The sequence below is a fragment of the Streptomyces sp. NPDC057877 genome (genome assembly GCF_042796855.1).
In the GTDB taxonomy this organism is placed as follows: Bacteria; Actinomycetota; Actinomycetes; order Streptomycetales; family Streptomycetaceae; genus Streptomyces.
On sequence record NZ_JBHVMS010000007.1, the window covers coordinates 39,585 to 55,175 of the forward strand.

A 15,591-nucleotide genomic window follows, 5' to 3' on the forward strand; every position below is an offset into this window, starting at 1 on the left:
CGGTCCGCCGACCGGGTGGGGCCCCACGCGCACCGGGCGCGGCTCGGGAGCCCGACGCCGGGTGCCGCTTAGCTTGGGCCGATGCATCACCGTACGTGGATCTCGCGCACGCCTGTCGCGGCCCTGCTGGCCGCCGTGGCCGGGGCGGCCGTGCTCACGCCCGCTCCCGCCGTCGCCGCCCCCCAGCCCTGCCCGAAGGACAAGTGGCCCTGGGACTGTGTCGCCGACTGCGAGAGCGGCGGGCGCTGGCACGTCAACACCGGCAACGGCTTCTACGGAGGGCTCCAGTTCTGGCAGCCCACCTGGCGGGAGTTCGGCGGGCTGAAGTACGCTCCGCGCGCGGACCTCGCCACCCGCGAGCAGCAGATCGCGGTCGCCTCGGAGGTGCTCGCGGTGCAGGGGTGGGGGGCCTGGCCGGTCTGCTCCAAGCGGTACGGGCTCAGTGGCCGGATGCACACCGTGAAACCCGGCGACACGCTCTCCTCCATCGCCCGCAAGTACCGCGTCACGGGCGGCTGGCGGACCCTCTACGACGCCAACAGGAAGACCATCGGCGCCAGCCCCGACCTGGTGCGGACCGGCACCCTGCTCGTCCTGCCTAAGGGCGCGGTCCGTGCGCAGGGCCCGGACCGGGCCCCCGCCGTGTTCGGTCCGCCGCTGGCCGGTGCCTGAGTTCGGCCGCCTCCCCGGCGAAGACGACGGCGCCCCGGCGCAGTTCGTACACGAGTGCCGCCCGGCCGTGCAGCGCGGGCGGCACCCGCTGTTCGGCGACCACCACGCACGCGTGCAGCCCTGCCAGTAGCTCGTAGGTGACAGCCGCGACGGTGGGCGACATGCCCTGCGCGGGTTCGTCGACGAGCACCACCCGCGCGCGTGACAGCAGGGCGCGCGACAGGGCGAGCATGCGCTGCTCGCCGCCGGAGAGGGTGCCCGCCCGGCGGGGCAGCAGCGGGGCGAGCTGGGGATAGGCGTCGAGGGCGGGGGCGTGGTCCGGGGCGGCGAGTTCGAGGTTCTCGCGGACGGTGAGGGAGCCGAAGACCGCCTGGCGCTCCGGAACCATGCACAGGCCCCGGCGGGCGCGCTCGTGGGCGGGGACACCGGTCACGTCGGCGCCGTCCCACACCACCGCCCCGCCGGAGAGCGGGACGGTTCCGGCGAGCGCGCGCAGGGCCGTCGTACGGCCGGAGCCGTTGCGGCCGAGCAGGATCGTCAGACCGGGGGCGGGGGCGGCGAGGGTGACGCCGTGCAGGGCCTCCAGGGGGCCGTAGCGCACGCGCGCGTGGCGCAGGGCGATGGTCATGCGGTGACCTCCCGGCCGTCGAGGACGCGGTCGGGCGGGCCGGAGGCGACGATGCGTCCGGCGGCCATGACGTGCACGACGTCGGCGAGGTCGGCCACCAGGTCCAGGTCGTGCTCGACGACGAGCAGGGCCGTGCCGTCCGCGGCGAGGGCCTTCAGGACCCGGGCGAGGGCCGCCACCTCGGCGGTGTCCAGACCCGCCGCGGGCTCGTCCAGCAGCAGCACGCGCGGGCCGCCCGCGAGGGCCCTGGCCAGCTCGACGCGGCGCAGCGTGCCGGTGGGCAGCCCCGCGGCGGGAAGCGCCCGCACCGGGCCGTCCAGGCCCAGCAGCCGCAGCGACCGCTCCACCGCGCCCGGATCGACCACCCGCCCCTGCTCGGCGCCGACCCGTACGTTCTCGGCCACCGTCAGCGTCGGGAAGACGGCCAGCTGCTGGAACGTCCGCGCGATCCCGAGCCGGGTGCGGGCGTGCGCCGCCAGCCGCGTGATCTCCCGCCCGCCGTACCCGATCCGTCCCCGCACCGGCCGCACGGTCCCGGCGAGACAGTGGAACAGGGTGCTCTTCCCGGCCCCGTTCGGCCCGACCACCGCGGTGATCCGTCCCGGGGGCAGGTCGAGGCCGACGCCGTCGAGAGCGGTGAAACCGGCGTAGGCGACGCGCAGGCCGCGGGCGGTGAGCAGGGGCGGGGGCGGCGCGGTGGGCTCAGGCCGCCGCTGGAGCGGTGCGCGGGGCCCCGGCCGCGGTGTGCCCCCGCTTGCCGTGTCCGGGGCCGTCACGGCCGTCGCCCCCGTCAGGCCGGGACCCGGGGGAGCGGGCTCGTCGCGGGGGCGCAGCCGGGCGCGGAGGCGGGCGCCCAGGGGCGTCAGCCGCGCCCGGCGTTCCAGCCGCAGGCGCCTGGCCGCCGTCCGCAGGGCCTCGTAGGGGCCGCCCGGGAAGCGGCCGACGAGGACGGCGAGCAGGCCGATCACGGCCGCCGCCACGCCGCCGCGGGTGCCCGCGTCCAGGCCGACCAGGAGGGCCGCGGCGGCCAGCGCGCCGAGGGTGCTGTCGGCGCCCAGGACCACCACCGCCGCGAACCAGAGCAGGCCGCGCACGGGGTCGAAGGCGCCGGGGTTGAAGGCGCGCAGGCCCATGCCGAGCATGCCGCCGCCGAGCGCGGCCAGCGCGGCGCCGGACACGAACGCCAGCAGCTTCAGGGACGGCACGCGCACCCCGGCCGCCCCGGCGCCCGCCTCGTGGTCCCGCATCGCCGCCAGCGCCCTGCCGGTGCGGCCCCGGCGCAGGGCGTGGGCGGTCAGGAGGGCGACGGCCAGCAGGGCCAGCTCCAGCACGTAGTACGCCCGGTCGCCGTCGAAGCCCGCCGGGCGGCCCAGGGACAGCCCCGAGGTGGCGTACGGCTGGGCGAAGACGAAGCGGCTCACGCCGACGCCCACCGCGAACGTCGCCAGCGCCAGCGCCAGGCCCTGCCTGCTGATCGCGGGCCAGCCCGTCAGCACACCCAGCGGGGCCACCAGGACGACCGCGACCGCCAGCGCCAGCAGTTCCGGCAGCCGGGGCAGGCCGGGAAAGCGGCCCGCGGCGAGCAGCGCCGTGAACAGGGCGCCCAGGCCCGCGTACGCCGCCTGCCCGAGGGAGATCTGGCCGCCGCGGCCGGTGACCACCACCAGCGACAGCAGCACCACCCCCAGCGCCGGAACCTGCACCGAGGTGTGCAGGTCCCGCCCGGCGAAGCCCAGCGGCAGCAGGAACAGCACCCCGGCCACGATCCACGCGCCCGGCGGGGTGGGCACCCGCGCGGTCGCCGTGCGCGGCAGCGCGTCGCGCGTGCCGACCCCCGGCAGCACCAGGGCCGCGACCAGCAGCGCCACCACGAACAGGTTGGCGCCGACCGCCTGGAGCAACGGCTCCCGCCACCCGGACGGATGCAGCCGCGTCAGCTGGCTCTGCGCGATCCCGAGCCCCAGCGCCACCACCACCGCCACCGCCAGACCGCGCATCCGCGCCGCCACGGCGACCGCCACCACCTCCATGACCAGCAGCGGCAGCCCGTAGGGGTCGAGGCGGACGTACGGCGCCAGCAGCACCCCGGTCAGCCCCGCGGTGAACGCGCCGAACGCCCAGCCCGCCGCCGCCACCCGGTCCGCGTCGATGCCCGCGAGCACCGCGAGCCGCCGGTCGTCCACCACCGCCCGCAGCTCCCGCCCGAACCGGGTCCAGCGGATCGCCGCCGCGACCCCCGCCGCCAGCACGACCACCACCGTCAGCTGCCCCCACGGCTCGGCGGGCACCGCCTGCGGCGCGTCGTCGCGGGCGCCCTGCCCCCACAGCAGCGCCGCACCGCCGACCAGCAGCACGAACACCCCGATGGACGCCACCAGCGTCTGCGCCGGATCGCTGCCGAGCACGGACAGCGGGCGGAACACGAACCGCTCCAGCACCACCCCGATGCCCGGCGCCACCACCAGCAGCGTCACCGTGGCCCCCAGCCACAGCGGCCACCCCCACTCGACCACGAAGGCGCGCAGCACATACGCGCACACCATCGCGATCGCCCCGTGCGCGAAGTTCAGCACGCCCGTCGCCCGGTAGGTCACGATCAGACCGATGCCGGTGAGCGCGGCGGCGCTGCCGACGGACAGCCCCGCCAGGGTGAGGTCGTAGGTCAGGGACGACATCAGTCCTCTGTCGCTTCGCCGGGCTCGCAGATCGGGCACGGCTCCAGATCGCCCTCCGCCAGCAGCCGCCCGTCGACGGGCACCGCCTCCGCCTTCCCGGCGACCAGCGGACAGTCCGCCCGGTGCAGCAGCGTCCCGCCCGGCACCATCCGCAGCTCCCCGCTGACCGCGACCGGCGCGAGCGCCGCCCGTCCGGGCTCCCGCGCGTCGGCGGCCTCCGCGCGCACCAGCAGGCCGTACAGCTCCTCCACCCGGGTGGCGGCGACGGTGACCCGGCCGTGGGTGAGCAGCACCGCCCCGGCGACGATCAGCGCGGCACCCGGGACCGTGCAGGACGCCAGGTAGGGCAGCTGCCGCTCGGCGTACCGCTCGCCCGAGACGCCGTACCAGCCCAGCACGCACAGCACCGCGCCCACGGCGAGCGCGGCCCACCCCGCCCACAGGACGGGGTGCACGGTCCGCAGTCGGGCTGTCCGCATCGCTGGCTCCCCTGCGTCGGGTGGCGGTGCACGTGCCGGTGCCGATGGCTTGCACTATGCCTTTCGGAAGCTGACCCTGAAAGAACCGGGCGCCCACCGCCCGGACCGACACCCGGTGGTGAGCCAGATGGTTCTCGGCAGCGACCCCAGGCGGGGGACGAGGGGACGGGGTACGGCACTGGCGGCGGCCCTGCTGCTGTTCCTCGCCCCGGCACTCGCCGCGTGCGGCGACGACGAGGGCGGCGGCGGTGAGAGCCCGCCCCCGACACCGACGGCGGAACGGACCCCGACGAGCGCGGCGACCGCGCCCGCCGACCGGGCCCAGGCCGAGCAGGAGATCAAGGAGAACTGGCGCACGTTCTTCGACCCGGAGACCTCCCTCGAGGACAAGCAGGCCGTCCTGGAGAACGGTGACGCCATGGCCCCCGTGCTGCGCGCCTTCAGCGGCGACGAGCGCGGCGGACAGGTCCAGGCCGAGGTCACCAAGGTCGAGTTCACCTCGGCGACCGAGGCGGACGTGACGTACACCCTCACCCTGAAGGGCGCCACCGCCCTGCCGGACGCCTCCGGGACGGCGGTCGAGGAGGACGGCACCTGGAAGGTGTCCGCCAAGACGCTGTGCGCGCTGGTGAACCTGAGCGGCAATGGCTCGGCGTCGCCGGTTCCGGGCTGCTGAGGCCGTCGCCGCGGTGCTGCTGCTCGCCCTCGGCACCGCCTGCGGCAGCCGGTTGCCGGAGAGCGACTTCGAGCGCGACGACCGCACGCACCCGCGCGTGCCCGCCACCGGCGACGGTACGCCGATCCGCGTCGGCATCGTCACCAGCGCCACCAGCCCGGTCGGCGGCGACGCCTTCACCGGCCCGCGCGACGGCGCCAAGGCCTACTTCGACCACGTCAACGCGCGCGGCGGCATCGACGGCCGCCGGGTCGAGGTGCGGCAGTGCGACGACGGCGGCAGCGGCGTCGGCAACAACGAGTGCGTGCGCAAACTGATCGACGAGGACGTGGTCGCCCTGGTCGCCACCACCGTCCTCGACTACGCGGGCGCCCCGCTGGTGTCCCGCGCGCGCGTGCCGGACATCGGCGGCCAGCCCATCGGCGCCGCCTACGACACCTACCCGCACCTGTACAGCGTCTACGGCACCTCGGCGCCCCGGAACGGCAGGCCCGGCTGGGACGGCAAGCTGTACGGCGGCACCGAGGTCTACCGCTACTTCCAACGCGAGCACGGCGCCCGTACCGCCGCCGTCGTCTCCTACAACCAGGCCGCCTCCGCCGCCTACGCCCGGCTCGTCGAGCGCGGTCTGCGGGCCGAGGGCTACCGGGTCGTCACCGAGCAGGTCGACTTCGCGCTGCCCAACTTCCGCGCCGTCGCCGCCGATCTGAAGGAGCAGGGCGCCGACCTCGTCTTCGACGCCATCGACGGCCACGGCAACGCCCGGCTGTGCGAGGCGATGGACGACGTCGGTGCCGAGGTCACCGCCAAGGTCACCAACGTGCAGAACTGGACGTCCACCGTCGAGGACGACTACCGCGACGCGCCGCGCTGCCGCAACGCCCTGTGGGCGACCGGGTCCAGCCGCAACTTCGAGGACACCGGGCAGGCGGCGGTACGGGAGTTCCGGGACGCCACCGAAGGGCTGGAGACCCACTCCCAGTGGCAGGTGGAGGGATGGGCGGCGGCGAAGTGGTTCACGGACGCGGCCCGGGCCTGCGCCAAGGAGGGCATCACGCGCGCGTGCGTCGACGACCGCGTCAACAGCGCCGACGGCTACACCGCGGGCGGCCTCCTGCTCCCCGTCGGCTTCGAGGTGAGCCCCGAGCCGCCCACCCACAGCCGCAACTGCCTGTCGGTGGCGCGCTGGCAGGACGGTGAGGGATGGGTCTCCCAGGGGGAGATGACCACGAACTGCTTCGACGTACGGCAGCTGGAGTACGAGCCGTAGGCGGCCCCCTGGATACTCACCCCATGCTCGAAACCTCCGCCCGACTGCTGCGGCTGCTCTCGCTCCTCCAGGCCCACCGCGAGTGGTCCGGCGCCGAACTCGCCGAACGCCTCGGGGTCACCGCGCGCACCGTGCGCCGGGACGTGGACCGGCTGCGGGAGCTGGGCTACCCCGTCAACGCCAGCCCCGGCACCGGCGGCGGCTACCAGCTGGGCGTGGGCGCCGAACTGCCGCCGCTGCTCCTGGACGACGACGAGGCGGTGGCGGTGGCCGTGGGGCTGCGCACCGCCGCGGGGCAGGGCGTCGAGGGCATCGGCGAGACCTCGGTGCGGGCGCTCGCCAAGCTGGAGCACGTACTGCCGCACCGGCTGCGCCGAAGGGTCGGCGCGCTCAACGCGTTCACCGTGCCGATGCTGCGCGAACCGCAGCCCACCGCCGTCGACCCGGGCGTCCTGACCGAACTGGCGGGCCTGTGCCGGGACGCCGAACGGCTGCGCTTCGAGTACGAGGGCCACGACGGCACCCCCAGCCGCCGTACCGTCGAACCGCTCCGCCTGGTGTGCAGCGAGCGCCGCTGGTACCTGGTCGCCTGGGACCTGGACCGCGACGACTGGCGCACCTTCCGGGTGGACCGCATCACCCCGAAGCCGCCGCACGGCCCGCGCTTCACCCCGCGCACCCCGCCCGCCGAGGACCTCGCCGCGTACGTCTCGGAAGGCGTCTCCACGCGCGCGTACGCCGAGCAGGCCGTCGTACGGCTGCTGGTGCCCCTCGCCGAGGCCGCCGCGCACATCTCGCCGACGGCCGGGATGCTGGAGCCCGACGGTGAGCACGCGTGCGTGCTGCGCACCGGGGCCGCCAGCCTGGACGTGATGGTGATCCATGTGGCGCTGATGGGCTTCGAGTTCGAGGTACTGGAGCCACCTGCGCTCACCGAGGCGATCAGGACGGCCAGGGACCGCTTGAGCCGGGCTCTTGAGCGACATGACGGTGGCTGACGCCGTACTCCGGATGGTGCAGGTCGAACGCGGGCGAGTCGGAGCGGATCCGCGGCAGCGTCGTGAAGTTGTGGCGCGGCGGCGGGCAGGAGGTGGCCCACTCCAGGGAACGGCCGAACCCCCAGGGGTCGTCCACGTCGACCTTCTCGCCGTACTTCGCGGTCTTCCACACGTTGTAGAGGAACGGCAGCGTGGACAGGCCCAGCAGGAACGAGCCGATGGTGGAGACGGTGTTCAGGGCGGTGAAGCCGTCCGCGGCGAGGTAGTCGGGGTACCGGCGCGGCATGCCCTCCGCGCCCAGCCAGTGCTGCACCAGGAACGTGGTGTGGAAACCGGTGAACAGCGTCCAGAAGTGGATCTTGCCGAGCCGTTCCTCGAGCATCTTCCCGGTGAACTTCGGCCACCAGAAGTAGAAGCCCGCGAAGATCGCGAAGACGACGGTGCCGAAGACGACGTAGTGGAAGTGCGCCACCACGAAGTAGGTGTCGGTGACGTGGAAGTCCATCGGCGGCGAGGCCAGGATCACCCCGGTCAGCCCGCCGAACAGGAACGTCACCAGGAAGCCGACCGACCACAGCATGGGCGTCTCGAAGGACAGTGAGCCCTTGATCATCGTCCCGGTCCAGTTGAAGAACTTCACCCCCGTCGGCACGGCGATCAGGAAGCTCATGAAGGAGAAGAACGGCAGCAGCACCGCGCCGGTGGCGAACATGTGGTGCGCCCACACCACCACCGACAGCCCGGTGATCGCCATGGTGGCGCCGACCATGCCCATATAGCCGAACAGCGGTTTGCGGCTGAAGACCGGGATGATCTCCGTGATGATGCCGAAGAACGGCAGCGCGATGATGTAGACCTCGGGATGGCCGAAGAACCAGAACAGGTGCTGCCACAGCAGCGCGCCGCCGTTCCCCGCGTCGAAGATGTGCGAGCCGAACTGCCGGTCGGCCTCCAGGCAGAGCAGCGCCGCCGCCAGCACCGGGAACGCCATCAGCACCAGGATCGAGGTGAACAGCGTGTTCCAGGTGAAGATCGGCATCCGGAACATCGTCATCCCGGGGGCGCGCATGCCGATGATGGTGGTGATGAAGTTGACCGCGCCGAGGATCGTCCCGAACCCGGCCAGCGCCAGACCCATGATCCACAGATCGGCCCCGATGCCGGGCGACCGCTCCAGGCTGTTGAGCGGCGCGTAGGCGAACCAGCCGAAGTCGGCCGGGCCGGAGGGCACCAGCAGCGAGCCGAGCACGATCAGCCCGCCGAACAGGAACAGCCAGTACGAGAACATGTTCAGCCGTGGGAAGGCCACGTCCGGCGCGCCGATCTGCAACGGCATCAGCTCATTGGCGAAGCCCGCGAACGTCGGCGTCGCGAACAGCAGCAGCATGATCGTGCCGTGCAGCGTGAACAGCTGGTTGAACTCCTGGTTGGTCACCAGTTGCAGCCCCGGCCGGGCCAGCTCGGCGCGCATGATCAGCGCCATCACCCCGCCGACGAGGAAGAAGCCGAAGGAGGTGATCAGGTACAGATGGCCGATCTTCTTGTGGTCGGTCGTGGTCAGCCAGTCGATGATCACCCGGCCGTGCTGTCTGGTCCCTACGGGTCGTGCCGGTGCCGGTACGGTGTCCGTCCCCATGGCTCGCTCGCCCCTTCGCTCGTCACGCCCCGGGCCCGCCGAAGCCCGCGCCACACACGCTCGCGAGCCCTCGCCATGATGCTCGCGCCGACGCGCGCTCCGACAGGGGGCGGACCGGGAAGCTGTGGGGAGCCGGGTATTTCCTGTGTGGTAGCGGGCCGCCCCGGCGCCGCCCGGAATGGGAATGAAATGGTGTCCGGGCACGGTTCTCGGGCAGTCCTCCGGGAACTTTCCACCGCCTTATTCCACGAGCCGTGGCGACACGCGGGAATTGCGATCGAATGCCCGCTGAAGACGTACGGGACCGCTCATCCGGGTGGGTGAGTTCCACCGAAACGCGTGTCGTGATCCTGTGACAGAAGTGTGACCGGAGGGGGATCAGTGACCCTCGGTGCACGTGCGCACTTCCCCGCCCGCCGCCCAGCGCCTAGCGTGGCCGTATGGCACCCATTCCGACACCCCCCGCGGAACCCCAGGACAGCCCGGACACCTACGTCGGCCTCGACGCGGCCACGGCCGAGCGGCTCGCGCGTGAGCGGGGCTGGTCGACGGTGCGGTCGCTGCCGCCGGGCGCGATCATCACGATGGAGTACCGCGTGGGACGGATGAACTTCGAGGTCAGGGACGACCGGGTGGCGCGGGCCTGGAAGGGCTGAGCGGTCCGGCAGGCCCCCGGCCCGCCGGATTTCGCGCCGGGGGCGGGTCAGCCGCCCGTCATGGGGCGGGCCGCCGAGGGCGTGTTGCGCGCGGCGCGGTCGGAGTGCGGCGGTCGGCGGCTGCCCGCCGGGGTGACCGGTGTGCGCTCCGAGCGGGCCGTGTGCGGGCCCGGGGCCAGATAGACCGGCGGCCGGGTGGTCCGCACCGTCGACGGCAGGACGGTCTCGCGCACCGGTGACGCGGCCGGGTCGGCCGGGTCGCCCTCCTGGTCGGTCTCGTCCCCCGGCGCCGCGGTGAGCAGCGCGGGAGCGGCATCGGCACCGGACGCCACGGCGGACTCCGGGGCCACGGCGGCAGCGGTACCGGTGACCGCGGCGACCGGCGCCGGGGCGGGGGCGGGAGCGGGAGCGGGCCGCGGAGCCGTACCCCGGGCGGGGCGGAAGACCGTCAGGCGGTCGCGCTGGGCCAGGATCCAGGCCTCGGCGTGCGCGATCAGCGGCTCGCACCAGGGCAGCGCGAGCAGGATCAGCAGACCGGCGGCCCAGCCGAGGAGCACATCGCTCAGCCAGTGCGTACCGAGGTAGACCGTGGTCAGGCCCACGCTCAGGGACAGCACCGCCGACAGGGCCGACAGCCAGCGCCGGGCGCTCGGCGTGGAGGCGAGATAGGCGAGGATGCCCCAGGTCACCACCGCGTTGGCGGTGTGTCCCGAAGGAAATATGTCGCTGCCCGCCTGGAACCAGTGCCACATCTCGTTGGAGCCGACATCGGTCGCGTAGTGCGGGCCCGAGCGCCCCAGGCCGTACTTCACGGCCCCCACGGTGATGTTCAGCAGCAGCAGGGCCGCGCCGAAGGCCAGCAGCGGACGCACGGTGTGCTGCCGCCAGGACCGCCAGCCGAGCCAGGCGGCGACCATCACGGCCGTCGGGCCGCGCTGGCCGAGGACCACCCAGTAGTCCAGGAAGGCGTGGATCTCCGGCCACTGCTGATACGGCCGGAAGAGCATCGCCTGCCAGTCGAAGCGGACCAGCGCCGAGGTGACCGCGACGGCCAGCACGATGGCGAGGTAGAAGGCGAGCGTCGCGCCGAAGAGCACCACCCGGTGCCGCGTCATCCGCGGCACGTCGAGGACCGGCCGCGCCGGTTCGCGGTCCAGTCGGGCGAAGATCCGGTCGAGCCGGGTCGGCTTTGGTTCGGTACGCACCCAATCGACGTTACAGGGAGTGAGGTCAGTTCCCTCGCGAACCACCGGGGTTGTAATGACGATGTGATGTGGGATTGCTCTCAGAAGGGGGCCTATTTCCGGGGATTCCGCAATCACCGAGGGCCCTTCCCTGCAATTCCTTTGATCATTCCATAGCCGGTGTTTTGGCTTGCTTTTATATGCGTTCACCGGATCGTGGGATGGGGTATTCCGGGCGCTCACCGGGGCGCCGTCATGGGTTCACGGCGGACCGGAGCCGTTCAGCCAGAAGGCGCCATAGACCGCCGAGACCACCGCGGCACCGGCCACCACCAGCGCCGATGTGCGCGGACGCGCCCGGACCAGGGCGCGGGCGGGCGGCAGCAGCAGCGGGAAGGCGGGCAGCAGCAGCCGCGGTTTCGAGCCGAAGTAGCTCGACGCGCACAGGGCGAGCACGGCGACGACACCGCCGTAGACGAGGACGGGGAGCGGCTGGCGCTGTCGTACACAGACGACATACAGCCACCCGAGCAGCGCCACCGCGACGATCAGCCCGGCACCCGCCAGGGCGGAGGGGAACGACGTGAACTTTTCGGCGACGAACCGGGCGAAGGCGTAGCCGCCGTCGAAGCCGTTGCGCCAGCCCGCCTGGACGTCGAGATAGCCGAACGGGCCGCCGCCGGTGCGGTGGCCGACCCACAGGACGTACCCGGCGGCGCCGAGGGGCGCGAGGAGCATGCCGAGGGCGCGTACGGCGGTGGGGGCGCCCGGCGACGGAGCCGTGCTGCGGGCCCGCCCGGACGGGGCACCCTCCCGGTCACGCGCGTCCCGTACGAACGAGGCGACGGCCGCCACCCAGACCGCCGCCGCCACGGCCAGCCCCACCGGGCGGGTCAGCCCCGCCAGCAGCGACAGGACGCCCGCGGTCACCCAGCGGCCGGTCAGCACGGCGTACAGCGACCAGGCGGCCAGCGCGGTGAACAGCGACTCGCTGTACGCCATCGACTGCACGATCCCGACCGGCAGCACCGCCCACAGCAGCACCGCGCAGACCCCGGCCCGCCGCCCGTACAGATGGTCCGCCACCGCGAAGATCCCCCAGGCCGCGGCGAGCGAAGCGAACAGGCTGACCACGAGACCGGCGTCGGCGTACGACAGCGGGGTCACCGCGTGCCCCAGCCGCTCCAGCCAGGGCAGCAGGGGGAAGAAGGCCAGGTTGGAGTGGACGTCGCCGTTCGGCAGCCGCACCTCGTAGCCGTAGCCCAGTTCGGCGACCCCGGTGTACCAGAGGGCGTCCCAGCGGGCGGTCAGCAGCGTGTACGCGCTCTTGTCGCGCGCGGCGCTCCACAGGACCAGGGCGAGCAGGCCCAGGGCGCGCACGGCGGCGTACCCGAGGAGGGCCGGGGCCGCCCGGCGCCAGGTGGGCGCGGCACCGGACGGTGCGACGCGCGTGGCAAGATCGGTCACGGGCTCGATTATCGGATGGACGCCGCACCCGGCGGCCGGGGGTGGCGGAAGCGGCGTGGTGGAAGCGCGGATCCGGACGCGGAGTGACGGAAACGGAGTGGCGTACGCCACATCGTTCCCCCGCATGTGTGAGAGGTCCGCCACGTGACCCTGGCGCGAACTCGCGTACGCTGACGTGTCACTCGCCGTTCGTGTGCGCGGGCCGGAGACACCGCTCCTCTCCGGCCGAGTCGCGGGGAGTCCCCACCCCGTGAACCCGCCGGACGCGAGGGAACATCTGGGAGGTACGTGTACATGTCCGGGACGACCTCGGCCGCCGCTGTGCTGCGCCGTCGGGCGGCCGGGGCCGGTGCCAACCGCTGGGTGGTCCTCTTCGTCCTCTGCACCAGCCTGCTGCTGGTCGCGGTCGACGCCACGGTGCTCCACGTGGCGATCCCCGCCGTCACCGAGGACCTCAGGCCCGGCGCGATAGAGCTGCTCTGGATCGTCGACATCTACCCCTTGGTCTGCGCCTCGCTGCTGATCCTCTTCGGCACGCTCGGCGACCGGGTGGGCCGCAGACGGATCCTGCTCCTCGGCTACGCCCTGTTCGGGGTGGCCTCCGCGCTCGCGGCCCTCGCCGAGAACCCGCAGGTGCTGATCCTCGCCCGGGCGCTGCTCGGCGTCGGCGGCGCGATGATCATGCCCGCGACGCTGTCGATCCTGCGCCAGGTCTTCCCCGACCGGCGTGAGCGGGCGCTGGCGATCGGGGTGTGGAGCGCGGTGGCCGCGGTCGGCGCGGCGGTCGGACCGCTGCTCGGCGGCTTCCTCCTGGAACACTTCTGGTGGGGCGCGGTCTTCCTCGTCAACATTCCGCTGATGCTGGTCAGCCTCCCGGTGGGACGGCTGCTGCTGCCCGAGTCGACCGGCGACGGCGACGGCCCCTGGGACGTGGTCGGCGCGCTGATGGCGGCGGCCGGTCTCTTCGGGCTGGTCCTCGGCGTGAAGCGGCTCGGCGGCGGTGAGTCGGTGAGCGGCGCCCTCACGCTGCTGCCGCTGCTGACGGGCGCCGTGCTGCTGACGCTGTTCGTACGGCGGCAGCGGCGCCGTCGGCATCCCCTGGTGGACCTGCGGATGTTCGCCCGTCCGGCGTTCAGCACGGCCGTCGGGTGCATCGTGCTGGCGATGCTCGCCCTGGTGGGGCTGGAGCTGATCGCGGCGCAGTACCTGCAACTGGTGCTCGGACTGTCTCCCCTCGAGACCGGGCTGCGGCTGCTGCCGCTGACCATAGCGGCGATGGGCGCCGGGCTGGCCGGGGCTCGGATGCTGCGGCGGTTCGGGCCGCGCCGGATGGTGTGCTCAGGGTTCTGTGTGACGGCGGGCGCGGTGGTGCTGCTGCTGGGGATGGGGGAGCACGACAACCCCGTGCTGCTGCTGTCCGGCTTCGTGCTCCTCGGCTTCGGTCTGGAGACGACGCTGTTCGGGGCGTACGAGTCGATGCTGAGCGAGGCGCCGCCGGAGCAGGCGGGCGGGGCGGCGGCGATCGGTGAGACGTCGTACCAGTTGGGTGCGGGGATCGGCATCGCGCTCCTCGGCACCGTGATGAACGCGGCGTACGCGCCCGGGGTGCGGTCCGCGCCAGGGGTGCCGGAGTCGGCGTCCGCGTCGGCGGGGCATTCGCTGGGCGAGGCCTACGAGGTCGCCGGGCGGCTTGGCGGGTCGGCGGGGGAGACCCTGCGACGGGTCGCGCGGGACTGCTTCGTACACGGGCTGCACGTGACGTTGCTGGTGAGTGCGGGGTTGTTGCTGCTGGGCGCCGCGATGGCGTTGCGGTTGCCGCGGGTCATGCAGTGCGAGTCGGCCGGGGCTCCGGAGGTGCCCGCGCAGCGCGGCGCCGAGAAGTCACGCGTCTCCGTGTGAGCGTTGGGGCGTTTTCCCACCACACCCACCCGTTTGCCGTCAGCCCACGGGTGGACGTGCACGGGCTCGCGCCGTAGCGTCGGGCTGAATGCTGCGGTTAGCGGCGCTAGTTTTGAGTCGGAGGGTGTCCGTGTCCTCGAAGTTGCCCCCGTTCGACCCCGGCGACCCGCTGGGCCTCGACGACCTGCTCAGCCCCGAGGATCTAGGGGTCCGGGACACCGTGCGCCGGTGGGCCGCGGACCGGGTGCTGCCATATGTCGCCGAGTGGTACGAGGCGGGCGAGCTGCCCGTGATCCGGGAGCTGGCGAAGGAACTGGGCGGCATCGGCGCGCTCGGGATGTCGCTCAGCGGCTACGGGTGCGCGGGCGCCAGCGCGGTGCAGTACGGGCTCGCCTGTCTGGAGCTGGAGGCGGCCGACTCCGGCATCCGCTCGCTGGTGTCGGTGCAGGGCTCCCTCGCCATGTACGCCATCCACCGGTTCGGCAGCGAGGAGCAGAAGCAGCGGTGGCTGCCCGGCATGGCCGCGGGCGAGATCATCGGCTGCTTCGGGCTCACCGAGCCCGACCACGGCTCCGACCCCGCCTCGATGCGCACCCACGCCCGGCGCGACGGCGGGGACTGGGTGCTGAACGGCCGCAAGATGTGGATCACCAACGGCTCGGTCGCCGGGGTGGCGGTCGTCTGGGCGCAGACCGACGACGGCGTGCGCGGCTTCGTGGTGCCCACCGACAGTCCCGGGTTCTCCGCGCCCGAGATCAGGCACAAGTGGTCCCTGCGGGCCAGCGTCACCAGTGAGCTGGTCCTGGACGACGTACGGCTGCCCGCCGACGCGGTGCTGCCCGAGGTGACCGGGCTGCGCGGCCCGCTCAGCTGTCTGTCGCACGCCCGGTACGGCATCGTCTGGGGCGCCATGGGCGCGGCGCGCAGCTCCTTCGAGGCGGCGGTCGACTACGCGAAGTCGCGGGAGCAGTTCGGGCGGCCCATCGGCGGCTTCCAGCTCACCCAGGCCAAACTCGCCGACATGGCGGTGGAACTGCACAAGGGGATCCTGCTCGCCCACCATCTGGGGCGGCGGATGGACGCCGGGCGCCTGCGTCCCGAGCAGGTCAGCTTCGGCAAGCTCAACAACGTACGCGAGGCCATCGACATCTGCCGTACGGCCCGGACGATCCTCGGTGCCAACGGGATCTCACTGGAGTACCCGGTGATGCGGCACGCGACCAACCTCGAATCGGTGCTCACCTATGAAGGCACCGTCGAGATGCACCAGCTCGTGCTGGGCAAGGCGCTCACCGGACTGGACGCCTTCCGGTAAGGCCGGGGTGGGGCAGGGCCGGTGTGAAACGGCCCT

At 73.2% G+C, this 15,591-nt stretch carries 13 protein-coding genes; 7 read left to right on the forward strand and 6 right to left on the reverse strand.

Features of this window, described 5'->3' with window-relative positions; translation table 11 throughout:
- The first annotated feature begins 81 nt into the window (after positions 1-81).
- Positions 82-672, forward strand: a complete 591-nt coding sequence (locus ACFVQG_RS21755) for a transglycosylase family protein (RefSeq protein WP_383385719.1) — start codon at positions 82-84, stop codon at positions 670-672.
- On the opposite strand, the gene ACFVQG_RS21760 is transcribed toward ACFVQG_RS21755, so the two are convergent.
- From ACFVQG_RS21760 to ACFVQG_RS21770, 3 genes are read right to left on the reverse strand one after another with little or no spacing between them, the layout of a single operon-like run.
- Complete coding sequence (locus ACFVQG_RS21760; RefSeq protein WP_383385724.1) at positions 599-1,300, reverse strand: ABC transporter ATP-binding protein; 702 nt, start codon at positions 1,298-1,300, stop codon at positions 599-601. The two genes, ACFVQG_RS21755 and ACFVQG_RS21760, sit on opposite strands and share 74 nt — an antisense overlap.
- Positions 1,297-3,975 carry an ATP-binding cassette domain-containing protein gene (locus ACFVQG_RS21765; protein WP_383385727.1) on the reverse strand — a complete coding sequence of 893 codons (2,679 nt, stop codon included), beginning with the start codon at positions 3,973-3,975 and terminating at the stop codon, positions 1,297-1,299. Before ACFVQG_RS21765 ends, ACFVQG_RS21760 begins: the two co-directional genes overlap by 4 nt.
- Positions 3,975-4,454, reverse strand: a complete 480-nt coding sequence (locus ACFVQG_RS21770; protein ID WP_383385730.1) for a hypothetical protein — start codon at positions 4,452-4,454, stop codon at positions 3,975-3,977. Before ACFVQG_RS21770 ends, ACFVQG_RS21765 begins: the two co-directional genes overlap by 1 nt.
- Before the next feature lie 127 nt (positions 4,455-4,581).
- Between ACFVQG_RS21770 and ACFVQG_RS21775 the strand changes: the two genes are divergently transcribed.
- Genes ACFVQG_RS21775 through ACFVQG_RS21785 form a run of 3 tightly spaced genes read left to right on the forward strand, consistent with a single transcriptional unit; the run spans position 4,582 to position 7,398 of the window.
- Positions 4,582-5,130, forward strand: a complete 549-nt coding sequence (locus tag ACFVQG_RS21775; protein WP_383385732.1) for a hypothetical protein — start codon at positions 4,582-4,584, stop codon at positions 5,128-5,130.
- Entirely contained in the window at positions 5,099-6,400 is a 1,302-nt protein-coding gene (locus ACFVQG_RS21780) for an ABC transporter substrate-binding protein (protein ID WP_383385735.1), read from the forward strand. The genes ACFVQG_RS21775 and ACFVQG_RS21780 overlap by 32 nt, the downstream gene beginning before the upstream one ends.
- Before the next feature lie 23 nt (positions 6,401-6,423).
- Complete coding sequence (locus ACFVQG_RS21785; protein ID WP_383385738.1) at positions 6,424-7,398, forward strand: helix-turn-helix transcriptional regulator; 975 nt, start codon at positions 6,424-6,426, stop codon at positions 7,396-7,398.
- Here the strand turns inward: ACFVQG_RS21785 and ctaD are convergent.
- Positions 7,343-9,034, reverse strand: a complete 1,692-nt coding sequence (gene ctaD, locus ACFVQG_RS21790; protein WP_383385740.1) for a cytochrome c oxidase subunit I — start codon at positions 9,032-9,034, stop codon at positions 7,343-7,345. The genes ACFVQG_RS21785 and ctaD overlap by 56 nt on opposite strands.
- A gap of 440 nt (positions 9,035-9,474) precedes the next feature.
- On the opposite strand from ctaD, the gene ACFVQG_RS21795 reads away from it, so the two are divergent.
- Positions 9,475-9,690 (forward strand): I78 family peptidase inhibitor, encoded by a 216-nt coding sequence (locus ACFVQG_RS21795; protein WP_383385742.1) that lies wholly within the window; start codon positions 9,475-9,477, stop codon positions 9,688-9,690.
- A gap of 47 nt (positions 9,691-9,737) precedes the next feature.
- On the opposite strand, the gene ACFVQG_RS21800 is transcribed toward ACFVQG_RS21795, so the two are convergent.
- Positions 9,738-10,895 carry a phosphatase PAP2 family protein gene (locus ACFVQG_RS21800; protein WP_383385745.1) on the reverse strand — a complete coding sequence of 386 codons (1,158 nt, stop codon included), beginning with the start codon at positions 10,893-10,895 and terminating at the stop codon, positions 9,738-9,740.
- A 240-nt stretch (positions 10,896-11,135) separates the two neighbouring features.
- Positions 11,136-12,341: a hypothetical protein gene (locus ACFVQG_RS21805; protein WP_383385749.1), complete on the reverse strand. Its 1,206-nt coding sequence runs from the start codon at positions 12,339-12,341 to the stop codon at positions 11,136-11,138.
- A 294-nt stretch (positions 12,342-12,635) separates the two neighbouring features.
- Here ACFVQG_RS21805 and ACFVQG_RS21810 point away from each other — a divergent pair, with 294 nt between their 5' ends.
- Both ACFVQG_RS21810 and ACFVQG_RS21815 read left to right on the forward strand, forming a co-directional pair.
- Positions 12,636-14,240 (forward strand): MFS transporter, encoded by a 1,605-nt coding sequence (locus tag ACFVQG_RS21810; RefSeq protein WP_383385754.1) that lies wholly within the window; start codon positions 12,636-12,638, stop codon positions 14,238-14,240.
- Between the two features lie 124 nt (positions 14,241-14,364).
- Positions 14,365-15,555, forward strand: a complete 1,191-nt coding sequence (locus tag ACFVQG_RS21815) for an acyl-CoA dehydrogenase family protein (protein ID WP_383385759.1) — start codon at positions 14,365-14,367, stop codon at positions 15,553-15,555.
- Positions 15,556-15,591 lie beyond the last annotated feature (36 nt).

What these genes read in the sequence shown, in the direction of transcription:
- ACFVQG_RS21795 (WP_383385742.1), top strand. Translation starts at nt 9,475, where the DNA reads ATGGCACCCATTCCGACACCCCCCGCGGAACCCCAGGACAGCCCGGAC.
- ACFVQG_RS21775 (WP_383385732.1), top strand. Translation starts at nt 4,582, where the DNA reads ATGGTTCTCGGCAGCGACCCCAGGCGGGGGACGAGGGGACGGGGTACG.
- ACFVQG_RS21780 (WP_383385735.1), top strand. Translation starts at nt 5,099, where the DNA reads ATGGCTCGGCGTCGCCGGTTCCGGGCTGCTGAGGCCGTCGCCGCGGTG.
- ACFVQG_RS21760 (WP_383385724.1), bottom strand. Translation starts at nt 1,300, where the DNA reads ATGACCATCGCCCTGCGCCACGCGCGCGTGCGCTACGGCCCCCTGGAG.
- ACFVQG_RS21755 (WP_383385719.1), top strand. Translation starts at nt 82, where the DNA reads ATGCATCACCGTACGTGGATCTCGCGCACGCCTGTCGCGGCCCTGCTG.
- ctaD (WP_383385740.1), bottom strand. Translation starts at nt 9,034, where the DNA reads ATGGGGACGGACACCGTACCGGCACCGGCACGACCCGTAGGGACCAGA.
- ACFVQG_RS21770 (WP_383385730.1), bottom strand. Translation starts at nt 4,454, where the DNA reads ATGCGGACAGCCCGACTGCGGACCGTGCACCCCGTCCTGTGGGCGGGG.
- ACFVQG_RS21810 (WP_383385754.1), top strand. Translation starts at nt 12,636, where the DNA reads ATGTCCGGGACGACCTCGGCCGCCGCTGTGCTGCGCCGTCGGGCGGCC.
- ACFVQG_RS21785 (WP_383385738.1), top strand. Translation starts at nt 6,424, where the DNA reads ATGCTCGAAACCTCCGCCCGACTGCTGCGGCTGCTCTCGCTCCTCCAG.
- ACFVQG_RS21765 (WP_383385727.1), bottom strand. Translation starts at nt 3,975, where the DNA reads ATGTCGTCCCTGACCTACGACCTCACCCTGGCGGGGCTGTCCGTCGGC.